General features: G+C 72.3%; 26 protein-coding genes and 1 pseudogene. 12 read left to right on the top strand and 15 right to left on the bottom strand.

Annotated features, from left to right (window positions below; genetic code table 11):
- Nucleotides 1-52: 52 nt before the first annotated feature.
- Nucleotides 53-1,330 carry a thymidine phosphorylase gene (locus KM933_RS00775; RefSeq protein ID WP_221347884.1) on the top strand — a complete coding sequence of 426 codons (1,278 nt, stop codon included), beginning with the start codon at nt 53-55 and terminating at the stop codon, nt 1,328-1,330.
- A 107-nt stretch (nt 1,331-1,437) separates the two neighbouring features.
- On the top strand, nt 1,438-2,022 hold the full coding sequence (locus tag KM933_RS00770; RefSeq protein ID WP_221347762.1) for a Uma2 family endonuclease: 585 nt from the start codon (nt 1,438-1,440) through the stop codon (nt 2,020-2,022).
- Nucleotides 2,023-2,038: 16 nt separating this feature from the next.
- Here the strand turns inward: KM933_RS00770 and KM933_RS00765 are convergent, their stop codons facing one another.
- Nucleotides 2,039-2,959 carry an AEC family transporter gene (locus tag KM933_RS00765; protein ID WP_221347761.1) on the bottom strand — a complete coding sequence of 307 codons (921 nt, stop codon included), beginning with the start codon at nt 2,957-2,959 and terminating at the stop codon, nt 2,039-2,041.
- Nucleotides 2,960-3,251: 292 nt separating this feature from the next.
- Between KM933_RS00765 and KM933_RS00760 the strand changes: the two genes are divergently transcribed.
- Nucleotides 3,252-3,638 (top strand): STAS domain-containing protein, encoded by a 387-nt coding sequence (locus tag KM933_RS00760; protein WP_221347760.1) that lies wholly within the window; start codon nt 3,252-3,254, stop codon nt 3,636-3,638.
- On the opposite strand, the gene KM933_RS00755 is transcribed toward KM933_RS00760, so the two are convergent.
- Both KM933_RS00755 and KM933_RS00750 read right to left on the bottom strand, forming a co-directional pair.
- A complete protein-coding gene (locus KM933_RS00755; RefSeq protein ID WP_221347759.1) occupies nt 3,531-4,544 on the bottom strand; it encodes a sigma-70 family RNA polymerase sigma factor in 1,014 nt (337 codons plus the stop codon). The two genes, KM933_RS00760 and KM933_RS00755, sit on opposite strands and share 108 nt — an antisense overlap.
- Before the next feature lie 233 nt (nt 4,545-4,777).
- Nucleotides 4,778-6,094 carry an MFS transporter gene (locus tag KM933_RS00750; RefSeq protein ID WP_221347758.1) on the bottom strand — a complete coding sequence of 439 codons (1,317 nt, stop codon included), beginning with the start codon at nt 6,092-6,094 and terminating at the stop codon, nt 4,778-4,780.
- A 62-nt stretch (nt 6,095-6,156) separates the two neighbouring features.
- Between KM933_RS00750 and KM933_RS00745 the strand changes: the two genes are divergently transcribed.
- A complete protein-coding gene (locus tag KM933_RS00745) occupies nt 6,157-7,110 on the top strand; it encodes a LysR family transcriptional regulator (RefSeq protein WP_430727257.1) in 954 nt (317 codons plus the stop codon).
- Between the two features lie 129 nt (nt 7,111-7,239).
- Here the strand turns inward: KM933_RS00745 and KM933_RS00740 are convergent.
- Together KM933_RS00740 and KM933_RS00735 are read right to left on the bottom strand one after the other, a co-directional pair.
- Nucleotides 7,240-7,799, bottom strand: a pseudogene (locus KM933_RS00740) (DUF5753 domain-containing protein); the annotation flags it as partial.
- Nucleotides 7,800-7,894: 95 nt separating this feature from the next.
- Nucleotides 7,895-8,506 (bottom strand): TetR/AcrR family transcriptional regulator, encoded by a 612-nt coding sequence (locus tag KM933_RS00735; RefSeq protein WP_221347757.1) that lies wholly within the window; start codon nt 8,504-8,506, stop codon nt 7,895-7,897.
- A 135-nt stretch (nt 8,507-8,641) separates the two neighbouring features.
- Here KM933_RS00735 and KM933_RS00730 point away from each other — a divergent pair, with 135 nt between their 5' ends.
- On the top strand, nt 8,642-9,430 hold the full coding sequence (locus KM933_RS00730) for an SDR family NAD(P)-dependent oxidoreductase (RefSeq protein ID WP_221347756.1): 789 nt from the start codon (nt 8,642-8,644) through the stop codon (nt 9,428-9,430).
- 196 nt (nt 9,431-9,626) lie between these two features.
- Here the strand turns inward: KM933_RS00730 and KM933_RS00725 are convergent, their stop codons facing one another.
- The gene (locus tag KM933_RS00725) at nt 9,627-10,388 is read right to left on the bottom strand and encodes an alpha/beta hydrolase family protein (RefSeq protein WP_221347755.1); all 762 of its coding nucleotides are present in this window, start codon (nt 10,386-10,388) and stop codon (nt 9,627-9,629) included.
- A 113-nt stretch (nt 10,389-10,501) separates the two neighbouring features.
- Between KM933_RS00725 and KM933_RS00720 the strand changes: the two genes are divergently transcribed.
- The gene (locus tag KM933_RS00720; RefSeq protein ID WP_221347754.1) at nt 10,502-11,617 is read left to right on the top strand and encodes an adenosine deaminase; all 1,116 of its coding nucleotides are present in this window, start codon (nt 10,502-10,504) and stop codon (nt 11,615-11,617) included.
- A 163-nt stretch (nt 11,618-11,780) separates the two neighbouring features.
- A complete protein-coding gene (locus KM933_RS00715) occupies nt 11,781-12,131 on the top strand; it encodes an ATP-binding protein (RefSeq protein ID WP_221347753.1) in 351 nt (116 codons plus the stop codon).
- Between the two features lie 110 nt (nt 12,132-12,241).
- Here the strand turns inward: KM933_RS00715 and KM933_RS00710 are convergent, their stop codons facing one another.
- From KM933_RS00710 to afsQ1, 5 genes are all read right to left on the bottom strand, one after another.
- Complete coding sequence (locus KM933_RS00710) at nt 12,242-12,445, bottom strand: PspC domain-containing protein (protein WP_221347752.1); 204 nt, start codon at nt 12,443-12,445, stop codon at nt 12,242-12,244.
- A gap of 83 nt (nt 12,446-12,528) precedes the next feature.
- A complete protein-coding gene (locus KM933_RS00705) occupies nt 12,529-13,125 on the bottom strand; it encodes a VanZ family protein (protein ID WP_221347751.1) in 597 nt (198 codons plus the stop codon).
- A gap of 277 nt (nt 13,126-13,402) precedes the next feature.
- On the bottom strand, nt 13,403-14,092 hold the full coding sequence (locus KM933_RS00700; protein WP_260332845.1) for a hypothetical protein: 690 nt from the start codon (nt 14,090-14,092) through the stop codon (nt 13,403-13,405).
- Nucleotides 14,092-15,693 (bottom strand): ATP-binding protein, encoded by a 1,602-nt coding sequence (locus KM933_RS00695; protein ID WP_221347881.1) that lies wholly within the window; start codon nt 15,691-15,693, stop codon nt 14,092-14,094. Before KM933_RS00695 ends, KM933_RS00700 begins: the two co-directional genes overlap by 1 nt.
- A gap of 50 nt (nt 15,694-15,743) precedes the next feature.
- Nucleotides 15,744-16,421 carry a two-component system response regulator AfsQ1 gene (gene afsQ1, locus KM933_RS00690; protein ID WP_099505496.1) on the bottom strand — a complete coding sequence of 226 codons (678 nt, stop codon included), beginning with the start codon at nt 16,419-16,421 and terminating at the stop codon, nt 15,744-15,746.
- 349 nt (nt 16,422-16,770) lie between these two features.
- Here afsQ1 and KM933_RS00685 point away from each other — a divergent pair, with 349 nt between their 5' ends.
- Complete coding sequence (locus KM933_RS00685; protein WP_221347750.1) at nt 16,771-17,547, top strand: SigE family RNA polymerase sigma factor; 777 nt, start codon at nt 16,771-16,773, stop codon at nt 17,545-17,547.
- A gap of 404 nt (nt 17,548-17,951) precedes the next feature.
- Here KM933_RS00685 and KM933_RS00680 read toward each other — a convergent pair whose 3' ends face one another.
- Nucleotides 17,952-18,668 carry a uridine kinase family protein gene (locus tag KM933_RS00680; protein WP_308013191.1) on the bottom strand — a complete coding sequence of 239 codons (717 nt, stop codon included), beginning with the start codon at nt 18,666-18,668 and terminating at the stop codon, nt 17,952-17,954.
- Nucleotides 18,669-18,795: 127 nt separating this feature from the next.
- On the opposite strand from KM933_RS00680, the gene KM933_RS00675 reads away from it, so the two are divergent.
- On the top strand, nt 18,796-19,221 hold the full coding sequence (locus tag KM933_RS00675; protein WP_221347749.1) for a hypothetical protein: 426 nt from the start codon (nt 18,796-18,798) through the stop codon (nt 19,219-19,221).
- Nucleotides 19,222-19,316: 95 nt separating this feature from the next.
- Here the strand turns inward: KM933_RS00675 and KM933_RS00670 are convergent, their stop codons facing one another.
- From KM933_RS00670 to deoC, 3 genes are read right to left on the bottom strand one after another with little or no spacing between them, the layout of a single operon-like run.
- Nucleotides 19,317-20,261 carry an aldehyde dehydrogenase family protein gene (locus tag KM933_RS00670; protein ID WP_221347748.1) on the bottom strand — a complete coding sequence of 315 codons (945 nt, stop codon included), beginning with the start codon at nt 20,259-20,261 and terminating at the stop codon, nt 19,317-19,319.
- Nucleotides 20,254-21,690, bottom strand: coding sequence for an aldehyde dehydrogenase family protein (locus KM933_RS00665; protein ID WP_221347747.1), 1,437 nt, complete (start codon nt 21,688-21,690; stop codon nt 20,254-20,256). Before KM933_RS00665 ends, KM933_RS00670 begins: the two co-directional genes overlap by 8 nt.
- A gap of 6 nt (nt 21,691-21,696) precedes the next feature.
- Complete coding sequence (gene deoC / locus KM933_RS00660) at nt 21,697-22,656, bottom strand: deoxyribose-phosphate aldolase (protein ID WP_221347746.1); 960 nt, start codon at nt 22,654-22,656, stop codon at nt 21,697-21,699.
- Between the two features lie 240 nt (nt 22,657-22,896).
- Here deoC and KM933_RS00655 point away from each other — a divergent pair, with 240 nt between their 5' ends.
- The 3 genes from KM933_RS00655 (at nt 22,897) to KM933_RS00645 (ending at nt 26,521) form a co-directional block, all read left to right on the top strand.
- Complete coding sequence (locus KM933_RS00655; protein WP_221347745.1) at nt 22,897-23,571, top strand: PH domain-containing protein; 675 nt, start codon at nt 22,897-22,899, stop codon at nt 23,569-23,571.
- A gap of 222 nt (nt 23,572-23,793) precedes the next feature.
- Entirely contained in the window at nt 23,794-25,512 is a 1,719-nt protein-coding gene (locus tag KM933_RS00650; protein ID WP_221347744.1) for a hypothetical protein, read from the top strand.
- Between the two features lie 145 nt (nt 25,513-25,657).
- Nucleotides 25,658-26,521: a hypothetical protein gene (locus KM933_RS00645; RefSeq protein WP_221347743.1), complete on the top strand. Its 864-nt coding sequence runs from the start codon at nt 25,658-25,660 to the stop codon at nt 26,519-26,521.
- The last annotated feature ends 37 nt before the right edge of the window (nt 26,522-26,558 follow it).

The raw sequence follows: 26,558 nt of genomic DNA, 5'->3' as shown, positions 1-26,558 counted from the left end.
GGACTTCCGGGGGCCGCTGCACTACTGAAGGGAAGCCATGACCTCGTTGTCGATGGACGCCATCTCCGTCATCCGCACCAAGCGGGACCGCGGCGAGTTCACTGACGAGCAGATCGACTGGGTCATCGACGCGTACACGCGCGGTGAGGTCGCCGACTACCAGATGGCCGCCCTCAACATGGCGATCCTGCTCAACGGCATGAACCGCCGGGAGATCTCCACCTGGACGGCCGCGATGATCGCCTCCGGCGAGCGCATGGACTTCTCGTCCCTGTCCCGCCCGACGGTCGACAAGCACTCCACGGGCGGCGTCGGCGACAAGATCACACTCCCGCTGGCCCCGCTGGTCGCGGCCTGCGGCGCGGCGGTCCCGCAGCTGTCGGGCCGGGGCCTGGGCCACACCGGCGGCACCCTCGACAAGCTGGAGTCGATCCCCGGCTGGCGTGCCCTGCTCTCGAACGAGGAGATGCTCTCCGTCCTCGACTCGGTCGGCGCGGTGATCTGCGCTGCGGGCGACGGCCTCGCGCCCGCGGACAAGAAGCTCTACGCGCTGCGGGACGTCACCGGCACGGTCGAGGCGATCCCGCTGATCGCCTCCTCCATCATGTCGAAGAAGATCGCGGAGGGCACGGGCTCGCTCGTGCTGGACGTGAAGGTCGGCTCCGGCGCCTTCATGAAGACGATCGAGGACGCCCGCGAACTGGCCGCCACGATGGTCGGCCTGGGCACGGACCACGGGGTGCGGACGGTCGCCCTCCTCACGGACATGTCCACCCCGCTCGGCCTGACCGCGGGCAACGCCCTGGAGGTCCGCGAGTCCGTCGAGGTCCTGGCGGGCGGCGGCCCGGCCGACGTCGTCGAGCTGACCCTCGCGCTGGCCCGCGAGATGCTCGACGCGGCGGGCGTGAAGGACGCCGACCCGGCGAAGGCGCTGGCCGACGGCTCGGCGATGGACGCCTGGCGCCGCATGATCGCGGCCCAGGGCGGCGACCCGGACGCCCCGCTGCCCACGTCGCGGGAACAGCACGTGGTGAAGGCGGCGGCCTCGGGCGTCCTGACCCGCCTGGACGCGTACGACGTCGGCGTCGCCGCCTGGCGCCTGGGCGCGGGCCGCGCCCGCAAGGAGGACCCGGTGCAGGCCGCCGCGGGCGTCGAGCTCCACGCCAAGCCGGGCGACACGGTGACCGAGGGCCAGCCCCTCCTCACCCTCCACACGGACACCCCGGACCGCTTCGCGTACGCCCTGGAGGCGGTGGAGGGCTCGTACGACGTGGCGGTCCCCGGGACGCCCTTCACGACGGCACCGGTGGTACGGGAACGCATCGCCTGACGCGTCGCTTGACCTGGGGTTTCCTCATCCGGGAGAACGGGACCGGTGGACCGCCGCCGGTCCCGTTCGGCATGCTGTGATCGGTGACGCAGCGAATGGAGACCGCCATGAGCGCACTCACCGTCTACCACGAGCCCGAGCGGAGCTGGGACGACCTCGTCCGGTTCCGGGAGGAGACGCAGTGGCCTGAGGGCGGCAAGGTGGAGATCATCGAGGGGGTCGTCACCGTGTCGCCCACTCCCGCGAACCAGCACAACCTGATCGCTGATGCCGTTCAGCGTCGCCTGTGTTCAGCGATCCCCGAGGACCGGGGGATCTTCCAGACCCTCTCCATCGCGGTGCCCTCCCGTCTCGGGATGTCCATCCCGGACCTCGTGGTGGTACCCACGGCGGAGGTCGACGGCCCCGGCACCTACATCCCGGCCGCCGCGGCCGAGCTCGTCGTCGAAGTCACCTCGAAGTCCGACGCTCAGCACGACCGCATCGGCAAGCCCGCCGCCTACGCGGCCGCGGGCATCCCCCTCTACCTGCTCATCGACCGCTGGGCGCCGGGCGGTCCCACGGTCACGCTGTACGGCGAGCCCAGGGGTGACGTCTACCGGGTTCTGCACGCCGGTAAGCTCGGCGAGCAGATCGTGCTGCCGGACCCCTTCGGCCTGAAGCTCGACACGAGCGTCTTTCCCGTCCACTGAGTGTTGGCCGGGGGCGTCATCCCAGCAGCGCCGCGACCACCACCAGCACCGGCACCGCCAGCACCGTCGACAGCAGGATCGACTCCCGGGCCAGCACCTCGCCGACCCGGTAGCGCGAGGCGTACGTGAAGAGGTTCTGCGCGGCCGGCAGGGCCGAGGTGACGACCACGTCGAGCAGGGGCTCGCCCCGCAGGCCGAAGACCCCCGCCGCCAGTGCCCAGGCGGCCAGCGGCTGGCCCACCGACTTCAGGGCGACGGACAGCAGCACGGGCGCCCGGTCGGCCCCGCGGCCCGGCATCGTGCTGCCGCACAGGGAGATGCCGAAGGCGAGGAGCACGGCCGGCACGGACATGTTCCCGATCAGGGTCAGCGGGTCCATGACCGGCCCGGGGACGCTCAGCCCGGTCGCCGAGACGGCCACCCCGGACAGCGAACCGATGGCGATGGGGTTGCGGACGGGAACGGTCACCCGCCGCCAGACCGACTGCTTCTCGCCCGGACCCGACAGGTCGAGGACCGTCAGGGCGACCGGCGTCATCACGATCTGCTGGAACAGCAGGACCGGCGCCACCAGCGAGGCGTCCCCCAGGACGTACACCGCGATCGGGATACCGAGATTGCCTGCGTTGACGTAACTGGAGCACAGCGCGCCGATCGTCGTGCGGCCCACACCCCACCGGCGTACGGCACCGACCGCGACGAAGATCCCGGCCACCGCGAACGTGCTGATCGCCGTCACCAGCAGCCGGTTCGACAGGATCACCGACAGGTCCGCCCGCGCGAGGGTGGTGAACAGCAGCGCGGGCGTGGCGACGTGGAACGCGAGCTTGGTCAGCACCTCCCGGCCGTTGTCGCCCAGGTACCCCCGGCGTCCGATCAGGTAGCCGACACCGATGACGACGGCGATGACCGCGAACCCGTTCAGCACCCCCTGCACGGCACCTCCCGCGATGCCCGGGGCCGGCCGGGGAGGGAGAGGCCGCGGGGATCCGCCTCAGGTACGTGTGGTGCGGCTGGCACGGATTCGTGGGGCATACACCCAACCCTCCGGGCTGAACTGTCCCCAGGTCAATGTGACCTTGCACGAACCCTTCGGGAAGCGGCGACCAGCCCCTTCAGGGGCGCGGGGAACCGCGCGACCAGCCCTCACCGGCCGGCAGCCGAGGACAGGCCGACCTCACGCGGACCACTCAGACCGCGCAGCCCGAGCGGAGCGCAACCGCTCCGCGATGAGTTCCCCGCCCCCGCCCGGTCTACCGCACGTGGACGCCCTGACACCCGACGTACTCGTACTGCCCGGCCCCGTCACGCGAGACGAGGTGCCGAGGCTGTGCGAGGCCGTGCGCGCAAGGCTGCGACACACCGCGGCCCATGTCGTGGTCTGCGACGTCGCCGGTCTCGGGCCACCGGGCCTGACGACCGTCGACGCGCTGGCCAGGATGCAGCTCACCGCCCGCCGCGCCGGGGGCCGGATCAGACTGCGCGGCCCGGACCCCGCCCTGACCGCGTTACTCGCCCTGGTCGGCCTCCGCTTCGAGGTGGAGGGGGAGCCCGAACAGCGGGAACCACCGCTCCGTGTCGAGGAAGCAGTGGAACCCGGTGATCCGCCCCTCTGAGATCTCCAGCACCTGCACGGCCCACGCCGTACGGCCCCCGGTCGCGGGGTCCGGCTTGTACTGGGCGAAGCCCGGCAGGCCGTTCACCGCGACCGGGACCAGGTGGGAGTGCGCACAGGGCGCGCCGAGCGTCGTCATGAAGCCCGTGATGTCGTCGGCACCGGCCAGCCACAGGTCGAACGGCGGCATCGTCATCACGGCGTCCTCGTGCAGGAGGGCCGTCAGCGCCGTCATGTCGTACCCCTCGAAGGCGGCCACGTAGCGCTCCAGGAGCTTCTGCTGCTCCGCGTCGAGCGGGTCGGAGGTGGCGGCCCGGGCCGCCGCGCTCCTGTTCTCGCTCTCGCCGAGCGTCGCACGGGCCCGCTGGAGCGCGCTGTTCACGGAGGCGACCGTGGTGCCGAGCAGCTCGGCCACCTCGCTCGCCCTCCACGCCAGGACCTCGCGCAGGATGAGCACGGCCCGCTGCTTGGGCGGCAGCTGCTGCAGGGCCGCCATGAAGGCCAGGCGCACCGACTCCTTGGCCACGGCGGCCTCGGCCGGGTCGGCGACCGTCGGCAGCACGCGCGCGTCCGGCATCGGCTCCAGCCAGGTGTGGTCCGGGCGCGGGTGCAGAGCGGCCTGCGCGAGCGGTGTGGGGTCCGTCAGGTCCATGGGGCGGGCCCGCTTGTTGCCCGCGGTCAGCATGTCGAGGCAGACGTTCGTCGCGATGCGGTACAGCCACGAACGCAGCGAGGAGCGGCCCTCGAACCTGTCGTAGCTGCGCCAGGCACGCACCAGCGTGTCCTGCACCGCGTCCTCCGCCTCGAAGGACGAGCCGAGCATGCGGTAGCAGTACCCCGTCAGCTCGACCCGGTGCTTCTCCAGCCGGACGTCGAGGTCCTCCACCGTCGCCGTACCGTCGCTCATAGCCAACCCACCCCTGTGGCCTTGTCCGTCGTGCGGGCACCGCCTCGTTGCGGCCCAGCACTCCGGAAGCTATCGCAGCCCACTGACAACGGCCCCTCAAGATGAAAAAGGTGCAGGTCAGGACTGTTCCTGTCCTGGCCTGCACCCGCATGTGCGCCAACTACCCCCCGTGGGCCCGGGGTCGGCGCCGGTGGGTCGGCGGGGAGTCACCGGCGGACGTCCGCCGTGAGCGGTCAGCGGTGGACGGGCACGAGCCGCCGCCGCGTCCGGGCCGCGTGCGACCCGACCGCCGTGATCCCCACGACCCCGACGACCGCCAGCAGCCCGAGCGCCACCGTCCCGGCCCAGCCGCCCGAGTGGTAGGCGACCGCACCGAGCGTGCCGCCCGCGCTGGAGCCCAGGTAGTAGGCGGACTGGTACAGCGCCGAAGCCTGTGCGCGGCCCTCCTTCGCCGTGTGGCTGACCGCGGAGGACGCCACCGCGTGACCGGCGAAGAAGCCCGCGGTGATCAGTACCAGGCCGAGCAGCACGAGGGGCAGCGGTTCGGCCAGCGACAGCAGCAGGCCCGCGGCCGTCGTGCCGCCGCCCAGGTACAGCGCGCCGCGCCGGCCGAGCCGGTCCACCAGCTTCCCGGCAGCCGAGGCCGAGACCGTACCGACCAGGTAGACGAGGAAGATCGAGCCGACGATGCCCTGCGGCAGGGAGAAGGGGGCGTCGGTGAGGCGGTACCCGATCACCGTGTAGACGGCGCCGAACACGGTCATGAACAACGCGCCGATCGCGTACAGCCTGCGCAGCAGCGGGTTCGCGAGGTGGCCGCGGACGGCGCGGACCAGCACCGCGGGGCGCAGCGAACCGGCCCTGAAGTGCTTCGGCGCCGGGAGCAGCAGCCGGAAGGCCACCGCGCAGCCCACCGCGATCACGCCGATCGTCCCGACGGCCACCCGCCAGCCCCACTCCTGCGCCACCCAGCCGGTGATGACACGGCCGCTCATCCCGCCGACGCTGTTGCCCGCGACGAACAGGCCGATGGCGGTGATCAGCGCCTTCGGGCGGACCTCCTCCGCCAGGTAGGCCGTCGCCGAGGCCGGCAGTCCGGCCAGTGCCGCGCCCTGCACGGCGCGCAGCGCGATCAGCCAGCCGACCGACGGGGCGAAGGGCACGAGCAGCCCGACGGCCACGGCGACGGCCAGGGACGCCGTCATCAGCGTGCGCCGCCCGAACCGTTCCGAGAGCGCGCTCAGCGGCAGGACGAACAGGGCCAGTGCGCCGGTCGCCGCCGACACCGTCCAGCTCGCCGTGGCCGCCGTCACCCCGAAGTCGGCGGAGACCAGGGGGAGCAGGGCCTGCGTGGAGTAGAGGAGGGCGAAGGTCGCGACCCCCGCGAGGAAGAGCGCGAAGCTCATCCGGCGGTAGCCGGGCCCGCCGGGGGTCAGCCGGGTGTCGGCGGAGACGGCTTCGGCGGGAGCGGTTTCGGCGGGAGCGGCATCGGGGGCGGCGGCGGAGGAGGCGACCACCCTGGTGGACGCCCCGGTACTGGCGGAAGGCATGTTTCGAACCTAAAGTCCCCCTCCTCATCCGTCCAATGCATGAAACGTCCATAATCGTTCCCGTGATGCATCAGCAGAGGCCAGAGGGTCACCTGTCACCGCCCAGTGACACAGAAGACATCGTCACGGTGCTCGCCCCACGCCTGGCGTACTTCGCCGGCGTGGCCCGCACCGAGCACGTCACGCGCGCCGCGCAGGAGATGCAGGTCCCGCAGTCGACGCTGTCGCGGGCGATGGTCCGCCTCGAACAGGACCTGGGTGTCGACCTCTTCGCCCGCCGCGGCCGCACGGTCTCCCTCACCCCCGCGGGCCGCACGTTCCTCGGCTCCGTCGAACGGGCCCTCGCCGAGATCGAGCGGGCCGCCGACGAGGTACGGGCCGACGCCGACCCGGCCACCGGCAAGGTCGCCTTCGGCTTCCTGCACACCATGGGCTCCGAGACGGTCCCCGCCCTGATCCGCGCCTTCCGCGCCGACCATCCGCGCGTCCGCTTCAGCCTCGTCCAGAACTACGGCGAGGCGATGATCGAGCGCCTGCGCTCCGGCGAACTCGACCTCTGCCTCACGTCTCCGGTGCCGGACGCGCCCGACCTGGTGGGCCGCCGCCTGGACGAACAGAAGCTCCGCCTGGTCGTCCCCGCCGACCACCGGCTGGCCTCCCGTCGCCGCATCCGCCTCGCGGAGGCCGCCGACGAGACCTTCGTCACCCTCGAACCGGGCTACGGCCTGCGCCGCATCACCGACGACCTGTGCCGGCAGGCGGGCTTCCGCCCCCGGGTCGCGTTCGAGGGCGAGGAGGCGGAGACCCTGCGGGGCCTGGTGGCGGCGGGCCTGGGAGTGGCCCTCCTGCCCCCACCGGCGGTCCCGCGCCCGGGAGTGGTGGAACTGACGGTCACGTCCCCGCGCGCGGCCCGGGAGATCGGGGTGGCCTGGCTGGACGGCCACCCGGACACACCCCCGGTGGCGGCGTTCAAGAAGTTCCTGCTCTCGAAGAGGGGAACGCTGCTCCCGGAGTGACCGACGCGCACGGGAAGGAGGAGGATCAGCCCCGGAAACCGGACACGCGGACCGCGCCGCCGTACGTGTGCGGATCCGCTTCCTCGACCTCGAATCCCGCTGAGATCAGGACTGCCAGGAGGGCATCCCTCATATGCCGGTGGACGGTCCCGTAATGACGGAAGACTGCTCGGCCCGGATGATGCCACAACGCAGCTCCAGCACCCTCAGCTGCTTCGGGTCCGAGACCGGCCGACCGCCGAACTCATCGTCCATGCGCCCGATCGCCGTGCCATCCAGAAATTTCAGCACCTGAATCCGTCCCCCTGTTCCGGGATGATCCCAGCGCTCGGAGGGCATCGCCTGAACTTCGACGTTCCGCAACTGAGCAACTTTGAGCAGGTGTTCGAGCTGCTTGCGCATCACCATCCTGCCTCCGACCGGGCGAGTCAGTGTCACCTCTTCCTGAACGAAACTGAATTCAGGCGCCGACGGTCGTTCGTAGCTCCCGCTGCGAGCCGTGCGCGCAGCCACCGCTTGCTCCAGCTCGTCTTCCGTGAGTGCGGGCGACGCGTCTTCAACAGCGCCGGTGCGAACTCCTCGGTCTGCAGCAAGCCGTGAAGGTTGTGGTTGGCGTACGAGAGGATCTCGACCGCCTGCGCTTCCAGCTTCGCCAGATCCCGGACCTTTTTCGGATACCTGACCCTCGCCCCGCGTCGTCACTGCGCACGCTGGGCACGCGTGACCACACCGAGTGGCGCAAGTCGGGGAAAGTCCACTCGATGGGGCTTCCCGGGAGGGGAGGTCAGCGACCGCTGGGCGAGAGGGCCGCCGTGTCGTGGCTGCCGCCCAGCGCGCCGAGCGTGGTGCGCACGAGCAGGTCGGCCTTCGCCGCGGTCTCGTCCGCGGCGGCCCCGGGGCCCAGCGCCGCGGAGTCCGCGGGCAGTTCGTACACCTCGCACAGGAGGGCCAGGTAGACCCGGCGGCTCCAGGCGGGCTCGGCCGCGGTGACGGCCCCGGTGTCGCGCAGGCGGGCGAAGAGCGTGTCGAGGCCGTCGAGGACCTCCGGCGTCCGGGCTTCGGTGAGCTGGAGGGCGAAGCGGTGGTCGGACCGGAGGCCGAGGACGAATTCCGTGACGCGGTGCAGCGCGACCAGGGGAGGCGCGGTCTTCACCCGTGCTTCGGCCAGGCCGAGCAGATACCGCCCGCTGAGCTGCTCGGCCAGGGCCTCCAGCAGCGCGGCGCGGGTGGCGAACCGGCGGTGGACGGTGGCGCGGGCGAGCCCCGCGGCGTCCGCGATCCGCTCCAGGGACGCGGTGGAGTCCACCGCCAGCACGGCCTCGGCCGCCTCCAGGATGCGGGCCGTGCTGCGCTCGGCGTCCGCCCGGACCCGCCGGGACGGGCTGTCGTCGCCCATGACACCTCCTTCTTCGCCGGCCCCAGCCTACCCTTCCCGACCTTAGGTGAGACAGCTATGAATCATTTATTGACAGAAGTGAGTCACCCTTGTTTCATTTGTCGTGCTTGAGTCCTTCCAGCACAGGAGCACGTCATGGATCTCGAACTTGCCGGCAAGCGCGTCCTCGTCACCGGCGCGAGCAGGGGCATCGGCCTCGCGATCGTCCGGGCCTTCCAGGAGGAGGGCGCGTCGGTGACCGCGACGGCGCGGAGCACCACGCCCGAACTCGAAGCCACCGGAGCCGCCTTCGTCCCCGCCGACCTCTCCACGGCCGACGGCCCCCGGCGCATGGTCGAAGCCGTCCTGTCCGCCGACCCGCGGCTCGACGTCCTGGTCAACAACGCCGGTGGCGGCGCCATGCCGCAGGAAGCCCTCGGTGATCCGCTGGACGGCGGGGACGAGGTCTGGGCGGCCGGGTTCGCCCTCAACTTCGAAGCGGCCGTACGGACCGTCCGCGCCGCGCTGCCCTCCCTCACCGAGGCCAGGGGCGCCGTGGTCAACATCAGTTCCGACAGCGCCCGGCGGCCGGGGTCGGAGCCCCTGCCCTACACCGCCGCCAAGGCGGCCCTCAACGCCTTCACCCGGCAGCTCGCCGAGCGCGTGGCGCCCTCCGGGGTACGCGTCAACGCGGTGTCGCCGTCGGCGACGCGCACGAGCGTGATCACGGGCAAGGACGGCTACGTCGCACAGGTGGCGGACAGCATGGGCGTCCCCCACGACGCGCTGGTGGCGGCCCTGCCGAAGCAGAACGGGATGCTCACCGACACCCTGATCGAGCCCGCCGAGATCGCCCGCGCGGTGCTCCTGCTGGCCTCCCCGACCATGCCCAGCGCGATCGGCGCGAACTGGTTCGTCGACGCGGGGTCGACCAAGACCACCTGAACTGGCTCCCGGTCCGAATGCCCTTCGCGGCTCGCACGCGCTTCCCGGCTCGCACATGCCTCCCGGCCGGGAGCAGCCGCCGGGGACGCCGGGCGGGCCGCGGGGTCACCCCCTGCCGCACCCGCACCGGTGACAGCGCGTCCACAGGCGGCCGGTCGGAAGCGGCCCCCACGGGCGGCCGGTCGGAGGCGGCCCGCTAACGCCGCAGCGACCGTCCGAAGCCGGAGGCCAGCGGCATGCGCAGGCCCAGTGGCGGCGGGGCCGCCAGCGCGTCCTCGACGGGCCGGGCGAAACGCCGCCCGAACAGCGTTCCCATCACGAAGTCCTCCGCCAGCGCGTGCACCTCGTCCCGGAAGGCGTGCAGCGCGTGCCGGTCCGAGTGCACCTCGAACCGGCAGATGTCCCGGTTCGCCTTCTTCGCCCGCGCCGCGAGCCGGAACGACAGCTCGGGGTCGGTCCGCTGGTCGTTGGTCCCGTGCACGATCAGCACCCGCCGCCCCGCGAGCTGCTTCACCGGCTCGGGCTCCACCGCGACGTCGTCCTCGGGCAGCCAGGGGGACAGCGCCAGCACGGAGCTGACGGCGGTGTGGCCCCCCGCGTGCACGGCGGCCCGCCCGCCCATGTCCACCCCGGCGAGGCACACGGGCACGTCCCCGTAGCGCCGCACGACCTCGTCCGCCGCCCACGCCGCGTCCTGCGCGGGATGCGCCGCGCTCCCGTTCCAGCCGCGGAAGCGGTAGTGCACCACGTGCACGGCCAGCCCGTCCGCGCGTCCCGCGCGGGTGAGCCGGCGCCCCAGCGCCCGTACGGACGCGGCCGCCATCATCGGTGACGGCCTGCGGACGGAGGTCTCCTCGCCGCCCGGCAGCAGCAGCACCACACCGCTCACCGCCGCCGGCTCCGTACCGAGCGCCCGCCCCAACCGGGCCGCGCGAAGCGGCATCGCTTGCTGTGCCATGACAAAACAGTGTCAGAAGTAATGGTGTACGCCATCCGTCCGCACGGTCACCGTTACATATCGGCGGATCCGCGCGAAGAGATATCTACGCGCGTAGGCGTTAGAGTGCGGAGATGACGAGCCAGCCCAAGAACACCCCGAGCTCGGAGCAGATCCGCCGGGCGCCGAAGGTCCTGCTGCACGATCACCTCGACGGAGGGCTGCGCCCCGGGACGGTCGTCGACCTCGCCCGCGCCACGGGCTACACGGGGCTCCCCGAGGCGGACGCCGACAAGCTGGGCATCTGGTTCCGCGAGGCGGCCGACTCCGGTTCCCTGGAGCGGTACCTGGAGACCTTCGCGCACACCTGCGCCGTCATGCAGACCCGTGACGCACTGGTCCGCGTCGCCGCCGAGTGCGCCGAGGACCTCGCCGAGGACGGCGTCGTCTACGCGGAGGTGCGCTACGCGCCCGAGCAGCACCTCGAAGCCGGACTCACCCTCGAAGAGGTCGTCGAGGCCGTCAACGAGGGCTTCCGCGAGGGCGAGCGGCGGGCCCGCGAGAACGGGCACCGGATCCGCGTCGGCGCCCTGCTGACCGCCATGCGGCACGCGGCCCGCTCGCTGGAGATCGCCGAACTCGCCAACACCTACCGTGATCTGGGTGTCGTCGGCTTCGACATCGCCGGTGCCGAGGCGGGCTTCCCGCCCACCCGCCACCTGGACGCCTTCGAGTACCTGAAGCGGGAGAACAACCACTTCACGATCCACGCGGGCGAGGCATTCGGGCTCCCGTCCATCTGGCAGGCGCTCCAGTGGTGCGGCGCCGACCGGCTGGGCCACGGCGTGCGCATCATCGACGACATCGAGGTGCGGGAGGACGGCTCCGTGGAACTGGGCCGCCTCGCCTCGTACGTGCGCGACAAGCGCATCCCCCTGGAGATGTGCCCGAGCTCCAACCTCCAGACGGGCGCCGCCGCCTCGTACGCCGAGCACCCCATCGGACTGCTGCGGCGACTGCAGTTCAGGACCACCGTGAATACTGACAACCGTCTGATGTCCGGCACCAGCATGAGTCGGGAATTCGAGCACCTTGTCGACGCCTTCGATTATTCGCTCGACGACATGCAGTGGTTCACAGTCAATGCGATGAAATCAGCATTCATTCCTTTCGATGAACGACTGGCCATGATCAACGATGTGATCAAGCCCGGCTATGCCGAGCTGAAGTCCGAATGGCTGTTCCAGTAGACCGCCTTCACCAGCGCTTTCGTGTGTGACGAAGGCTGATTCAAAAGAAAGGGAAGCGGTCGGGCGGCGACGACCCGGCCGCTTTTCGATGTTTGCGGGCTGCGCTCGCACGTGATTACCGTTTCGGACCGCTCGAATCCCGTCACAGCATGCAAGGACGAAGATGAAGCAGTCTGCTGCCAAGACCCTCGGCGTCACCGCTCTCGGTGCCGCCTTCGCCGCCGCCGGTGCCGGAGCCGCCAACGCCGCCCCCGCAGTCCCGGACGCCCTCCCGGCGCTCGGCGCCGTCAGCGGTGTGCTGCCGGCGGACGCGGCCAAGTCCCTGCCCGGCGCGGGCGAGGCGGTCACGCAGGGGCAGGGCGCGCTGGGCAACGCTGTCACCGCTGCCCAGCCGGCCCTCACGAACGCCCTCGCCGCGAGCCCGGCCGCTCCCGTCGCCGGTCTGCTCGGCGGCCTGCCCGTCCAGGGCCTGCCCACGCACGGCCTGCCGGTGAACGGCATCCCGGTGGGCTGATCCCTGCTCCCACCGCCCTCGTACGCGCCGGTGGGGCGCACCCCGGCCGGGGTGCGCCCCACCGGCGTACTCGCGTGGGGCCACCGGGCGTGGGGCCACCGGGTGCGGGGTCACCAGGCGGTGCGGGCCGCCTTGCCCTCCGAGGGGAAGAGGACCCACAGCGCTATGTAGAGCAGGAACTGCGGGCCCGGCAGCAGGCAGGACACCAGGAAGATCACCCGCATCGTGGTCGCGGAGGTGCCGAAGCGCCGGGCCAGCGCTGCGCACACTCCGCCGATCATCCGGCCGTCGGTGGGGCGGGCGAGGCGGTTCATGAGGGCTCCTTCGTCAGCGTCGTCGGACGGTGCGGTCAGACGGTGCGGGGCTTCCGGTGCGGCTGCCCCGTCTGACATCAAAGCTACGGAGACGAAGGGGATGAAGCATCACTCCAAGGGGCGATCCCGACCCTGGGAATCGTCGGGGTCAGACCCTGAGCCGACTCCTCCGCCGCGTCCCTGCGGCGCAGCGCGGCGGCCCGGTCGCGCGTCTCGGCCCGGCGGCACAGGACACGCCGGGCGGCGGGCACGACGGCGAGATGGGCCAGCGCCACGCCCACGGTGTTCAGCAGCAGCGAGTCGACGTCGACGACCTGGCCGGGCACCCCGGTCTGCAGGAGCTCGATGCCCAGCGACAGCAGCGCCCCGGCGGTGACCGTCCGCAGCAGGGAGAACAGCGGGGAGGCGGCGAGTCTGCCGCCCGCCATCGGCAGCAGCACCCCGAGCGGGGCGAGCAGCAGCAGGCCCTTGCCGATGGCGCAGAGCGCCGCCTCGGGACCCATCGCCAGATCGGCCCTGATGCTGGCGAACGGGCGCAGGTTCGCGGCGCTCACCCAGGGCACGTCCAGGGGCCGCAGCGTGCACCAGGCAACAAGCGCGAGATGTGCGACCAGGAGGAGACCTCCTGTCGCACGGACGCGGATCACGGCTGTTCCGCCGTCGGAGCCTTGACGCTGCACGATCCCCAAGACGCGGGCACCGGCAGGATCGGTTCCGTGTGACGGCGGCGCTTGGCCCGCACGGGTGAGGCATGCGCCACAACCACTTGCCGGCGGGGCGCCACGGCAAGACACCGACAGGGCGCCCAGAGGGCGCCCACAGGCCACCGACGGGGCACCGGCAGGTCGTCGGCGGGTCGTCGGCGGGTCGTCGGCGGGGTGCTGATGGAGCGTCAGCAGGGCTCCGGCGGAGCGGCGGGCAGGGCGCCGGCCGGTCCCAGGTCCCGTCGGGCCGGTTTCAGGTCCCCTCGGCGCTCGTCGACGGCGGTGTCTCCGTGCCCGGCCGGGTGCGTACGGCCTCCGTGCACTCGTAGCGCCGCGCCGCGTCCGTACCGGGGCCGCCCAGGGTCACGGTGCCGTCGTCGGAGGCGGCCCCCGAGTCGCTGAAGGTGCAGATGACCTGTGCCAGCGCGTACGGCGACAGTTCGGCGGGCGCCGTGCTCAGCCGGAGCGCGTCGGCCGGGTCGTCCGGCCGCGGACCGGTCACCGTCAGTCCCTCGGGCACGGTCGTCGTGTAGTTCGCCTGCTTCTCGCCGGCCGGCGGGGACGTGGAGAGCTCGTCGAGGAGCGCCTGTCCCGCCCGCACCCGGTCCGTCTCCGCGGTCCCGGCCCCGATGCGTACGGTCCGGTCCACCGGAGCGAGCTGGGAGGAGCAGACGAGGAAGACCTGGACGAGGATGCCGCGGGAGGACTGCGTACCGAGGTCGGACCCGGACAGCGCGCACGGCACCCGGGAGGGCGCGGGCCCGAAGTCGGTCGGCACCTCCGTCGCCCGGATGCCGCAGCCGCCCAGCGCCAGCGCGAGCAGCGGCACGGCGAGCGCCAGACGGGCCGCGCGCGCCCCGCGTATGCCCCAGGTGTTCCGGACGCGCCGGGCATCCCGGGCATCCCGCGCGTCCCGCGCGCCCCGTATGTCCCGCGCGGACATCACGCGCCCCCCTCGGTGCGGCCGGTGTCGATGTCGGTGTCAGCGCCGATGTTGCTGTTGCCGTCGCTGTCGCCGTCGTGGTCGCTGCCGGACCGGTCCGCCCGGCCGGTGTCCCCGGAACCGGCGTTCCCCGCGTCCTTCGGCTCACCGGCGTCGCGCGGCAGCCGCAGGGCGAAGACCGCGCCGCCCTTCGGCGAGTTCGAGGCGGTGATCTCGCCGCCGTGGATGTGGGCGTTCTCCAGGGCGATGGACAGGCCGAGCCCGCTGCCCTCGGAACGCGGCCGGGAGGCGCTCGCCTTGTAGAAGCGGTCGAAGACGTGCGGCAGGACGTCCTCGGGGATGCCGGGACCGTGGTCCTGGACCTCGATCACCAGGTCGGCACCCTCCTCCCGCACGCGCACGCACACCGGGGAGCCGCCGTGCTTGAGGGCGTTGCCGATCAGGTTCGCCAGGATGACGTCCAGGCGGCGCGGGTCGACGTGCGCCATGATGCCGCGCCGAGCGTCCAGTTCCACCGCGTCCAGCCAGGCGCGCGCGTCGATGCACGCCGTGATCTGGTCGGCGATGTCGACGGTGTCGGAGACCAGCCGGGCGGTGCCCGCGTCGAAGCGGGTGACCTCCATCAGGTTCTCCACCAGGGTGTTCAGCCGCCGGGTCTCGCTGACGACGAGCCGCACCGCGGGCTCGATCATCGGGTCCACGCTGCCGGTCTCGGCGTCGAGTTCCTCCTCCAGCACCTCGGTCACCGCCGTGATGGCGGTCAGTGGCGTCCGCAGCTCGTGCGACATGTCCGCCACGAAGCGCCGGGACGCCTCGTCGCGCGCGCTCATGTCCGCGACCCGTTTCTCCAGCGCCTCCGCCGTGCGGTTGAACGTCCGTGACAGGTCGGCGAGTTCGTCCGTGCCCGACACCCGCAGCCGGGTGTCCAGCTTGCCCTCCCCGAGCCGCCGGGCGGCGATGCCCAGCCGGTGCACCGGCTTCAGCACGGTCGTCGCGGCCGCCTGCGCCAGCAGCGCCGAGCCGATCAGCGCGAGCCCGGTCGCGATCCCCAGCGACCAGGCGAGCGAGTTGAGGTCCTTGGCCTCCGGCTCCAGCGACTTGAGCATGTACCCGGTCGGCCCGCCGCCGATCACCTTCGCGCCGCCCACCAGGTAGGGCGTGTCGTCCTGCACGGTCCGCTGCCAGTACAGGTGGTACGCGTACTCGTTGTTCGAGGAGATCTTCTGTTCCTTGTTCACGGCCTTCTGGAGGGACCGCGGTACGTCCGCCAGCGTGAAGGTGTCCAGGTCGGAGTTGCCGCGGACGGCCCTGCCGTTCTCGTCCTCGGCGATCAGCAGCACGCTGAAGCGCTGGCTGCTGTTCGCCATCTGCCCCGCGGCACGCTGCAGTTCCCCCTGGGTGGGATGGCGCCGCAGGGTGCTGGCGCGGGTCTGCATCGCCTGCTGGAAGTCGCCCAGCACCGCGTCCTGCGTACGGGTCAGCACGGCCTCGCGGTTGAGCCAGTACGCGATCCCGGACGCCGACACGGCGGCGGTGAGCGCGACCAGCCCGAACACCACGACCAGCCGCAGCCGCAGACTCGTGAAGCGCAGCCCCGCCATGACCGTCCTGCGGGCCGCGGCCCAGCCGCGGAGCTTGTCCTGCGGTTTGGTCACTGAGGGTTGTCCAGCCGGTAGCCGACTCCGCGCACGGTACGGATCAGTGTCGGCGAGGACGGCACGTCCTCCACCTTCGCGCGCAGCCGCTGCACGCACGCGTCGACGAGCCGCGAGTCGCCGAGGTAGTCGTGCTCCCACACCAGCCGCAGCAACTGCTGTCTGGACAGCGCCTGCCCGGGCCGCCTGCTCAGTTCGAGCAGCAGCCGCAGCTCGGTGGGCGTCAGCTGCAGGTCCTCGCCGTTCTTCGTCACGGTCATCGCCGCGCGGTCGATCACCAGCGAGCCGAACGTCGCCGAGTCGTTCGCCTCGCGCTCGCCGCGCCGCAGCACGGCCCGGATACGGGCGTCGAGCACCCGCCCCTGCACGGGTTTCACGACGTAGTCGTCGGCCCCGGACTCCAGCCCGACCACCACGTCGATGTCGTCGCTGCGCGCGGTCAGCAGGATGATCGGCAGCTGGTCGGTCCGCCGGATGCGCCGGCACACCTCGAATCCGTCGATGCCTGGCAGCATCACGTCGAGGACGATCAGATCCGGCCGCTGCTCGCGCAACAGCTTCAGACCGTCCTCGCCGGTGGCAGCGGTGGCCACCCGGTGTCCCTGGCGCGTCAGTGAGAGCTCCAGGGCCGTCCGGATGGCGTCGTCGTCCTCGATCAGCAACAGGGAAGGCACGGACGTCATTCTGTCCCATGACATGGGCGGGTATCGACTGTTGGGCCGCTCCCTCACACGTCCCCCCTACAAGAGCGTGCCGGGAGCGCGCCGAGAACATGCCGGACGAGTGCGGACGAGCACCGGGTGAGCACCCGGCGAGCACCGTGCGTGCCGGGTTCGTGACCGTGCGGAGTTACCGCCCGACCAGCCCCTGAAGTGCCCGTTCCGGCCCCTGTGACAGGCCTGTGACAGTCGGGGGACACCGTCATGAAGTGCCCCCGGCAAGCTTCTGGTCACAGGCAGGGAAGCACCACAGCGAAGTGTCCGAAGTACCGGAGAACCGGAACTCAACGACGGGGGGCGCGAGATGAACACGCTGCACAGCACCAGCACTGGCGCAGTTGTCACGCGGCTCCACGACGTCACGAGGAGCACCGAGAAGTCCGGTGCCGTGAGCGGGCGGGGGTGCGCTCGCGGCACCGGGCGTCAGCACACCGGGTCGTACATGACGGTGGTTGACGCACGTACGGGGGGAAGCGGCACGGGGGCCGTCCACGGGGGGACCGGGACGGCGTACGGGGAGGCCACGGGGGAGCGGCGCCCGGGGGCGGAGACGGTGGACGCCGAAGCGGCGTTCACCGCCTACGTCCAGGAGCGCCGCGCCTCCCTGTACGCGACCGCCTACCACCTGACCGGTGACCGCTTCGAGGCCGAGGACCTGCTGCAGAGCGCCCTGTTCTCGACGTACCGGGCATGGGACCGCATCAGCGACAAGGCCGCGGTCGGGGGATACCTCCGCCGCACCATGACCAACCTGCACATCAGCGCGTGGCGCCGCCGCAAGCTGAACGAATACCCGACCGAGGAGCTGCCGGAGACGGCCGGCGACACGGACGCGATGCGCGGCACCGAACTGCGCGCGGTCCTGTGGCAGGCGCTCGCCCGGCTCCCCGAACTCCAGCGCACGATGCTGGTCCTCCGGTACTACGAGGGCCGCACGGACCCGGAGATCGCGGAGATCCTCGACATCAGTGTCGGCACGGTCAAGTCGAGCATCTGGCGGTCGCTCCGCCGGCTGCGCGAGGACGAGGTCCTCAGCTTCGGCCGTGACGAGGAGGAGTCCTTCGGGGAGCTCGTCGCCTGAAGGCTGTGGGGGGATGTCCGTCGGCTCGGGGGATACGGCGGACATCAGGAAAAAAGTTCGTCACTTCGGGGGAGGTGACGGACGGCAGGGAAAAGGTTCGCCATCCCGGGGGGAGGCGGCGGACCGCACGGGGGAAAGGTTCGTCACTCCGGGGGGAGGCGGCGGACCGCACGGGGAAGTCCGCCACTTCGGGGGAGGCGGCGGACGGCCCGGGGGAGTAACACCCGGGGGGAACCACGGGGTCACGGGGGAACACAGAGGAGAGCGGGACCGGAGGGCCGGGGGGCCGTCCGATCCCGCTCTTCCTGCTTACCTCGCGCCGGTGTACGGGCTTGCCGCGCGCACCGGTGTACGGGCCGCCCGCCTTCTTCGTGGCCGCACGGCCGTACGCGGACCGCCTGCTCTCAGGGGCGCGGGGAACTGCGCGGCCGGCTCCCGCGCACCCGCATCCGCACCTCGTCCCCCTCGTCCATGACGTCCATGACGTCCACGACCTCCCGCGTGGAGCGCTCCGCGGCGACGGCCAGCCGCTCCAGCGCCTCCTCCCGCCCGCACGCGTACGCCCCGAGCGACGTCTGCCGGGACACGATCGACCGCTCGTCCCGCATCAGCCGCCACCCCCGCCGGAGGAGGAACGGCACGGACTTGCGCCCCTCGCGCAGATCCCGCAGGAACCGCCGCCGGAACGTGGTCAGGGCCCCCCGGCTGAGACACAGCGCGTCGGCCAGCATCCCCGCCTCCCGGCACCGCTGCACGATCTCCGCGGCGAAGATGCCCTCGGCGATGAAGACCGGCGTGCCCCCGAAGTCGACGGTCTCCGACCCGGTCCGCGCGCTCAGGGAGATGTCGTACACGGGAACGTCCGTGCGCCCCGTCCCGCACAGCTGCGCTATCGCGGCGACGGCCGCGTCACCGTCCCAGGACAGCGGGTGGTCCCAGTCGATGTCCGGGCTCCCCGCCACCTGCGGCAGCGTCGGGTCGTCGCCCTCCTTGTAGAAGTCGTCGAGCCGCAGCACCGGAAGGCCGGAGCGGGCCGCGAGGAGGGACTTGCCGGAGCCGGAGGGACCGCACAGCAGTACGACGCGCGCGGTTGTCGCGGAATTCAGGGGTGGGGAACTCACGAGACACCAGTGTGCGGCATCATCCGCCCCCGGCCGAGCCCGCGGGTCGTCTTTGGAGTGTGCGTCACACGTCAACTACCCTGTGTGTCGACCTCATTACCTTGCGCAGCAGAAGGCGGCAGCAGCCATGGCACGACACTCGGCCCCCAAGACCCCGACCGTCCGGCGCGGGGCTCCGACCGTCCGGCGCGCCTTGCTGGCCCTCACGGGCGCGGGGATCGCGGTGGGCGCGGCCGCCGCGTCGGCCGCGGCGGACACCGATCCCGTACTGGAGCCGATCAGCAAGCGGCCGACCTCGCTGGGGAAGATCGATCCGCAGGCGGGTCTCCAGGCGACGACCGGCATCGTGGGGTACGTGACCGGACCGGTCGCGGGCCTGAAGCCCAACCCGCTGGCCGGCACGGGCGTCGACCCGCTGGACAACGGACTCGGCACGCAGGTGGCCGACTTCCCGCCGCTGGCGACGACCATGCTGACGGGCCCGGTCGCGCAGGCCCCGTCGCTGGGCAGCGTCCCGGTGGTGGGGGAGGCGACGAAACTGCTGGGGGCCTGAGCCGTACGGCCGGCCTTGAAGGCCGGCCGTACGACAGTCCTGAGGGCCGGCCGTACGACAGCCGTGAGGGTGCCGGTGCGGCAGCCCCGCGGGCGTCAGTACGACGAGCCGGACGCGCCCAGCGCGCCCGTCGGGTGCCAGACGGTCTTCGTCTCCAGGAAGGCCGTGAGGCGCTCGATGCCCGGCGTGGCGAGATGATCCACAGGCTGTGGACGGACGACCCGCTTGAGATTGTCCGCGGCCGCGATCTCCAGTTCCTTCGCGAGCGCCTCGCCGGCGCCCGCCAGGTCGATCGCGTTGACGTCCTGGTGCGCGGCCAGCGGGGCCGCGATCTCCGCCGTCCCACCGGTCAGGATGTTGACCACGCCGCCCGGCAGGTCGGAGGTGGCCAGCACCTCGGCCAGCGACAGCGCCGGGAGCGGGGACCGCTCGCTCGCGATCACGACCGCTGTGTTACCGGTCGCGATCACGGGGGCGATCACCGAGACCAGGCCCAGGAAGGACGACTCCTGGGGGGCGAGGACCGCGACCACGCCCGTCGGCTCGGGGGTGGAGAGGTTGAAGAACGGGCCCGCCACCGGGTTGCCGCCACCGACCACCTGGGCGATCTTGTCGGTCCAGCCCGCGTACCAGACCCAGCGGTCGATCGCGGCCTCGACCTGCTCGGCGGCCTTCGCCTTCGACAGGCCCTCGGCGTCGGCGACCTCGCGGGCGAACTGGTGCGTGCGGCCCTCCAGCATCTCCGCGACGCGGTAGAGGACCTGGCCGCGGTTGTACGCGGTCGCGCCGGACCAGCCGCCGAACGCCTTGCGGGCGGCGACGACCGCGTCACGGGCGTCCTTGCGGCTCGCACGCGGCGCGTTGGCCAGCCATGTGCCCTTCGAGTCGGTCACCTCGTACACCCGGCCGCTCTCGGAACGCGGGAACTTCCCGCCGACGTACAGTTTGTAGGTCTTCAGGACGCCCAGGCGCCGGGACCCGGCGCTCTCGGCCCTGTCGTCCTTCCCGCCCTTGTGCGTCTTCTTCGGCTTGTCAGACATCGAGGTACGCCTCCAGGCCGTGGCGACCGCCCTCGCGGCCGTAGCCCGACTCCTTGTAACCGCCGAACGGCGAGGTCGGATCGAACTTGTTGAACGTGTTGGACCAGACGACGCCCGCGCGCAGCTTGTTCGCGACCGCCAGGATCCGGGACCCCTTCTCGGTCCAGATGCCCGCGGAGAGGCCGTACTGGGTGTTGTTGGCCTTCGCGACCGCCTCGTCCGGGGTGCGGAAGGTGAGGACGGACAGGACCGGGCCGAAGATCTCGTCGCGGGCGACCGTGTGCGCCTGGGTGACGTTCGTGAACAGCGTCGGGGCGAACCAGTAGCCGGCCGACGGCAGTTCGCAGGACGGGGACCACCGCTGCGCGCCCTCGGCCTCGCCCTGCTCGACGAGCGTGGTGATGCGCGAGAGCTGCTCGGCGGAGTTGATCGCGCCGATGTCGGTGTTCTTGTCGAGCGGGTCGCCCAGGCGCAGGGTCGAGAGCCTGCGCTTCAGGGAGTCCAGCAGCTCGTCGTGGATCGACTCCTGGACCAGCAGGCGGGAGCCCGCGCAGCAGACCTGGCCCTGGTTGAAGAAGATGCCCGTGACGATGCCCTCGACGGCCTGGTCGATCGGCGCGTCGTCGAAGACGATGTTCGCGCCCTTGCCGCCCAGTTCGAGCGTGACCTTCTTCCTCGTGCCCGCGACCTGGCGCGCGATGGCCTTGCCGACCGCGGTGGAACCGGTGAAGGCCACCTTGTCCACGTCCGGGTGCGCGACGAGCGCCGCGCCCGCGTCGCCGTATCCCGGGAGGATGTTGACGACGCCCCGGGGCAGGCCCGCCTGACGGCAGATGTCCGCGAAGAACAGGGCCGACAGGGGAGTGGTCTCGGCGGGCTTCAGGACGACCGTGTTGCCGGTCGCGAGCGCCGGGGCGATCTTCCACGCCAGCATCAGGAGCGGGAAGTTCCAGGGGATGACCTGGCCCGCGACGCCCAGCGGGCGCGGGTCCCCGCCGAGGCCGGCGTGGTCGAGCTTGTCCGCCCAGCCGGCGTAGTAGAAGAAGTGCGCGGCCACCAGGGGGAGGTCGGCGTCCCGCGTCTCCTTGATGGGCTTCCCGTTGTCCAGGGTCTCCAGGACGGCCAGCTCACGGCTGCGCTCCTGGATGATCCGGGCGATGCGGAACAGGTACTTGGCGCGCTCGGAGCCGGGCAGCGCGGACCACTTCACGAAGGCCCTGCGGGCGGCGCCCACGGCCCGGTCGACGTCCTCGGTGCCCGCCCGGGCGACCTCGGAGAGGACCTCCTCGGTGCTCGGGCTGACCGTCTTGAAGACCTTGCCGTCGGCGGCGCCCGTGAACTCGCCGTCGATGAAGAGCCCGTACGACGGGGCGATGTCGACGACGGAGCGGGACTCGGGCGCCGGTGCGTACTCGAATGCGGAAGCCATGATGGATCAGTCCACCGTCACGTAGTCGGGGCCGGAGTAGCGGCCGGTGGTCAGCTTCTGGCGCTGCATCAGCAGGTCGTTCAGGAGCGAGGACGCGCCGAAGCGGAACCAGTGGTTGTCCAGCCAGTCCTCGCCCGCGGTCTCGTTGACCAGGACCAGGAACTTGACGGCGTCCTTCGTGGTGCGGATGCCGCCGGCGGGCTTCACCCCGACCTGGACCCCGGTCTGCGCGCGGAAGTCGCGGACGGCCTCCAGCATGAGGAGGGTGTTCGCGGGCGTCGCGTTGACCGCGACCTTGCCCGTCGAGGTCTTGACGAAGTCCGCGCCCGCCAGCATGCCGAGCCAGCTCGCCCGCCGGATGTTGTCGTACGTCGACAGCTCGCCGGTCTCGAAGATGACCTTCAGACGGGCGGCGCCCGAGACCTCCTTCACGGCGGTGATCTCGTCGTACACCTTCAGGTACCTGCCCGCCAGGAACGCCCCGCGGTCGATGACCATGTCGATCTCGTCGGCGCCCGCGGCGACGGCGTCCCGCACGTCGGCCAGTTTCACGTCGAGCGCGGCGCGGCCGGCCGGGAAGGCGGTCGCCACGGAGGCGACCTTCACCCCCGAGCCGGCGACGGCCTCCTTCGCGGTGGCCACCATGTCGGGGTAGACGCAGACGGCGGCGGTCGCCGGGGTCGCACGGTCCGTGGGGTCCGGGTGGACGGCCTTGGCGCCGAGCGCCCGGACCTTGCCGGGGGTGTCCGCGCCTTCCAGCGTCGTCAGGTCGACCATCGAGATGGCGAGGTCGATCGCGTACGCCTTCGCGGTGGTCTTGATGGAGCGGGTGCCGAGCGAGGCGGCACGCGCCTCCAGGCCGACCGTGTCGACGCCGGGCAGCCCGTGGAGGAAACGGCGCAGCGAGCTGTCCGAAGCGGTCACGTCCGTGAGTGCGTGGGCTGCGGAGGATGCAGTGATGGGCATGGTCACCACCCGAGCATATCTACGCGCGTAGCGGCTGTACACCCCCGGCGACGGCTCCCCATGAGGAGCCCCCGTCAGGGGCGCGGAGATCTGCGCGCGCAACCCCCATGGACCTGCACGGGGCATCGGGGCGGGCCCCCGTCAGGGGCGCGGGGAACGGCGCGCCCGGCGTCACGCACCCGCAGAGGACAACGCCGCCCCCGCAGAGCACCCCACCCGTCGTCGGGCAGAATCGGGGCCATGACGACCCCGGACCCCCAGCCGCCCACCCCGAACACCCCGCACACCCCGGAACCCCAGTTCAAGGACCGGGTCTACCGGTCCCCCTCCGGCATCGCGGGCGGAGTGCTGCTGCTGGCGATCATCGCCTGGCTCGGCATCGACGCACTGATCACGGGTGAGGGCCGCACGCCCTGGATCTCCCTGGCCACCCTGCTCCTCCTGGTACCGCTGGTCACCGCCTTCACCCTGCGCCCGGCCGTGTACGCGAACGAGCAGCGGCTGCGCATCCGCAACCCCTTCCGGGTGATCACACTGCCGTGGGGGACGGTCGGGACGTTCAAGTCCGGCTACTCCAACGAGGTGCTCGACAAGGACGGCACCAAGTACCAGGTGTGGGCCGTGCCGGTCTCCCTGCGGGCGCGCAAGAGGGCCGCCCGCAAGGAGGCCCGCGGGGAGACGGCGGGCCCCCGCCGCGGACGCTCCCCGTACCCCTCCCCGCGTCCTTCGCCGGTGCCCGAGGGCCCCGTCCGCGCCCAGGGCGACCGGATCGTCGACGAGTTGCGCGAACTCCTGGAGGCCCGCGGCAAGGACCCGCGGGCCCAGGGGGAGGCGTCGGTGCGCTGGGCGTACGAGATCGCGGCCCCGGCGGCGGCCGGAGCCGTACTCCTGGCGATCCTGCTGGCGCTGGGCTGAGCCGGTCCGCCACCGCCCGGCACCACGGGCCGCCGCACACGAAAGCGGGCCCGCCTTGAGGCGATGGACGCGCCGGTCCGTACGAGAGGGCGGCACCTGTCACCGGGGGCCGGGCGTGCGCCGGCCCGGACGGCACGTTCCGGTCGCCACCGTCACCACCGGTGCCCGCGCCGGTGCCCGCACCGGCGTCCCCCCTCCCCCCCCGGCGATCCAGGAGTGCATGTGTCGTACGACGAGCCGCTGCGGCTGCCCGCGGCAGCGATACCCGGCGACTGCCGGGACTGGACGGCCGGCCGGGCGGCGGACTGGTCGGCCGCGCTGGCGCCGCGCTGGACGTTCCCGCGGGTGCGCAGGTCGATCGCCGGCGCCGTGACGACCCTCGCCCTCTGCGCCGGAGCCTGGGCGTCGATGATCGGCGGAGTGTGGCCGCCCGTCGCGGCGGGCTTCGCCGTGTACGTCCTGTGGGTGCTCGCGCACCCCGAACTCGTCCGGGCCGGCGCGCCCGCGCTGCTCCTCGCGCTCGCCGTGGAGGCACCGGCGCAGCCCTGGGCCGTGACGGCCGCCGGAGCGCTGGTCGTGGTGGCCTCCTGGGCCGCCGTCGCCGTACGCCTGCGGGCTCGCGGCATCCAGCTGGAGCGGGCGCTGGAGGCCGCCGGGGGCGGCGCGGCACGCGTTCCGGACGCGGACGCCCCCGTACGGCGCGGCCGCTTCCTGTTCCCGCTCGGCGCCGCGGTGCTCGCGCTCGGTGTGCTCACCGGCGCCACCGCGGACCGGTGGGGGACGGCCGACGACCACCGCGGCTCCTGGGTCATGGCCTGCTACCTGGCCGGGCTCGGTGCGACCGCCCTGGCCTCGGCGTGGCTCGGCCGCCACCGGGCCCTCGCGCTGCGCGGGGCCCCCGTACCCGTACTGCGGGTGCTCGTGCGCGACGACGCGCGGGGCACCACGGAGGTGTACGCGGCGGACGACCTCGCGGCGGCGCGGCCGCTCTTCACGGTGGACCTGACCTCGTACGACAGCGAGGCCGAGACGGATACGGATACGGATACGGCTACGAAGGCGTACACGGAGGCGGAGGCGGACGACCACGAGGACGCCCCCGAACCCGGTGCCGGCACCGTCGCCGGTGCCGCCGGGGAGCTGGAGCGGCTCCTCGACGCGGCGGACGACGACACCCCCGGGCCGGTCCGCGAAGCGGTCCTCTTCGGCGCCCCCTTCGACGGCGCCGAGGTGGTGGTCCTGAGCGCCGACGAGGACCCGGACCAGCCACCGCTGGCGGAGTGGTCGGCGGGACCGGTCCGCCCTCTGTCGCCGAGCGCCGGTGTGCGGCGCGCCGCCGGGGAGAAGGCGCGCGAGGAGCGGAACCGCCGGCTGGAACGGCGGGCACGGCAGGCGGTCGCCGACCGCGCCCCCGCCCCGGTGCGCCGCTGGCGTGCGGGCTGGCCGGACCGGCTGGCCGCCGTACTGCTGGTGCAGTGGGGCGGCTGGCTCATCTGGACCGGGTTCACCGAGTCCGAACGGTCCGTGGGGACACTGGGCCTGGTCGCGGCCCTCGGCCTCTACGGAGCCGTCCGCGTCCCCGTGAAACTCGCCTGGCGCATCACGGCGGACCGCTCGGGCCTGTGGATCACCGGACTGCGCGGCCCCCGGCACGTTCCCTGGGACGACATCCGCTCCGTACGCCGCCGGTCCTTCGAGCTGAAGCTCCGCTGGCGCGACGACGACTGGTCGGTCGCGGCGCCGCGCTGGGCGTGGTTCGAACGGCGGCGGGGCCTGGTCCACCCGTACGACGCGCTGGCGGCCGAGCTGTCGGCCATGCGCAGGGACCCGGCGCTGCGGCCCACCGGGGAGAGCACCGCACCCGAACGCGGGCGTCCGCTGTGGCCGTTCGCCGTGGTGCTGGCGCTGCTGTGGGCGGCGGTGCTGGTGGTGTGGGGCTGAGCGGTGCCGGCCGGAGTCCTCCACTCACGGCCGGAGCCCTCCGCGCCGTGCACGGCTGAAGTCGTGCCCGTCCGGTGGGCAACCCGCGCCCGTGCCGGTGGCGACCTGAGGGGGAGATCCCGTCCCCCCACTCAGGGAGTTCACCGTGCACAGACACCTGGCACGTCTGATCACCGTCCTCGTCGCGCTGGCCGCACTGGTCGTCTCACCCCTCACTTCCCCCTCCTCCTCGGCGTCCTCCGCGAGGGCGGCCGACCAGTGGAACCCGCCCGCGCACCTGGTGCAGCCGCTGAACGAGGTGTGGAACCACGTCTCGTCGACCTACCCCGACCTCCACGGCTTCCGGAACTACGGCTGGGACCAGGTCATGGCCAACCGCGGCAGCATCAACTACTGCGTCCGCTGGGAGTCCGACGCCCCGGTCGACGCGGCCCTGCGCGACCGGATCCACGCCGCCCTGAAGAAGCAGTTCGGCAAGTGGAGCGCGGCCATGGTCGACAACGGCACGGGCCACAACGCCTGGCCGTACACGAACGTGCCGGTCGACATCGTCGGCTGGGCGGTGAAGAACCGCTCCACGCTCCGGTGGACCGACAACTCCGTCGACGTCTACGCCGGGAACCTCGACAGCGGGGGAGCCCCGCAGTGCGCGCCCGACTGCGGCCGCTTCTTCCACCAGGACGGCGACTACTCCAGGTGTCCGGGCGGCGCGGCCCGCCACTACGACCAGTCCCTCTGGCTGACCGAGGGCTTCCAGGGCGGGGCCGGCGGGGACTGGGGCCAGCGGGTCGGCCGGGAGTACTTCACGGGCGCGCTGTCCCAGGAGGACATCCACATCTACCTGCACGAGGTGGGCCACACCTTCGGCCTGGACGACTTCTACGACTGGACGCCGACGGGCCAGTGCTGCTTCCTCATGAAGGCGGGCAGCGCCGCGCGGATCACGGAGTTCGACCTGTGGATGTTCCGCGACTTCTGGCGCCACCTGAAGAGCCGGTACGGCCTGTAGGACGGCTGTCCGGGCGGGGAGCCGATGGGCCCCTCGC

It is taken from the genome of Streptomyces beigongshangae, from assembly GCF_019710745.1.
Classification (GTDB): Bacteria; Actinomycetota; Actinomycetes; order Streptomycetales; family Streptomycetaceae; genus Streptomyces; species Streptomyces beigongshangae.
The sequence above is the reverse complement of the archived record's forward strand: the minus strand, read 5'-3'. Positions and strand labels throughout refer to the sequence as shown.

Coding starts and splice junctions, on each gene's coding strand:
- KM933_RS00675 (WP_221347749.1), top strand. CDS start 18,796: ATGGCACGACACTCGGCCCCCAAGACCCCGACCGTCCGGCGCGGGGCT.
- KM933_RS00770 (WP_221347762.1), top strand. CDS start 1,438: ATGAGCGCACTCACCGTCTACCACGAGCCCGAGCGGAGCTGGGACGAC.
- KM933_RS00730 (WP_221347756.1), top strand. CDS start 8,642: ATGGATCTCGAACTTGCCGGCAAGCGCGTCCTCGTCACCGGCGCGAGC.
- KM933_RS00670 (WP_221347748.1), bottom strand. CDS start 20,261: ATGTCTGACAAGCCGAAGAAGACGCACAAGGGCGGGAAGGACGACAGG.
- KM933_RS00700 (WP_260332845.1), bottom strand. CDS start 14,092: ATGTCCGCGCGGGACATACGGGGCGCGCGGGACGCGCGGGATGCCCGG.
- KM933_RS00685 (WP_221347750.1), top strand. CDS start 16,771: ATGAACACGCTGCACAGCACCAGCACTGGCGCAGTTGTCACGCGGCTC.
- KM933_RS00755 (WP_221347759.1), bottom strand. CDS start 4,544: ATGAGCGACGGTACGGCGACGGTGGAGGACCTCGACGTCCGGCTGGAG.
- KM933_RS00655 (WP_221347745.1), top strand. CDS start 22,897: ATGACGACCCCGGACCCCCAGCCGCCCACCCCGAACACCCCGCACACC.
- KM933_RS00720 (WP_221347754.1), top strand. CDS start 10,502: ATGACGAGCCAGCCCAAGAACACCCCGAGCTCGGAGCAGATCCGCCGG.
- KM933_RS00725 (WP_221347755.1), bottom strand. CDS start 10,388: ATGGCACAGCAAGCGATGCCGCTTCGCGCGGCCCGGTTGGGGCGGGCG.
- KM933_RS00760 (WP_221347760.1), top strand. CDS start 3,252: ATGAGTTCCCCGCCCCCGCCCGGTCTACCGCACGTGGACGCCCTGACA.
- KM933_RS00665 (WP_221347747.1), bottom strand. CDS start 21,690: ATGGCTTCCGCATTCGAGTACGCACCGGCGCCCGAGTCCCGCTCCGTC.
- KM933_RS00735 (WP_221347757.1), bottom strand. CDS start 8,506: ATGGGCGACGACAGCCCGTCCCGGCGGGTCCGGGCGGACGCCGAGCGC.
- KM933_RS00695 (WP_221347881.1), bottom strand. CDS start 15,693: ATGGCGGGGCTGCGCTTCACGAGTCTGCGGCTGCGGCTGGTCGTGGTG.
- deoC (WP_221347746.1), bottom strand. CDS start 22,656: ATGCCCATCACTGCATCCTCCGCAGCCCACGCACTCACGGACGTGACC.
- KM933_RS00710 (WP_221347752.1), bottom strand. CDS start 12,445: ATGAACCGCCTCGCCCGCCCCACCGACGGCCGGATGATCGGCGGAGTG.
- KM933_RS00715 (WP_221347753.1), top strand. CDS start 11,781: ATGAAGCAGTCTGCTGCCAAGACCCTCGGCGTCACCGCTCTCGGTGCC.
- KM933_RS00750 (WP_221347758.1), bottom strand. CDS start 6,094: ATGCCTTCCGCCAGTACCGGGGCGTCCACCAGGGTGGTCGCCTCCTCC.
- KM933_RS00775 (WP_221347884.1), top strand. CDS start 53: ATGGACGCCATCTCCGTCATCCGCACCAAGCGGGACCGCGGCGAGTTC.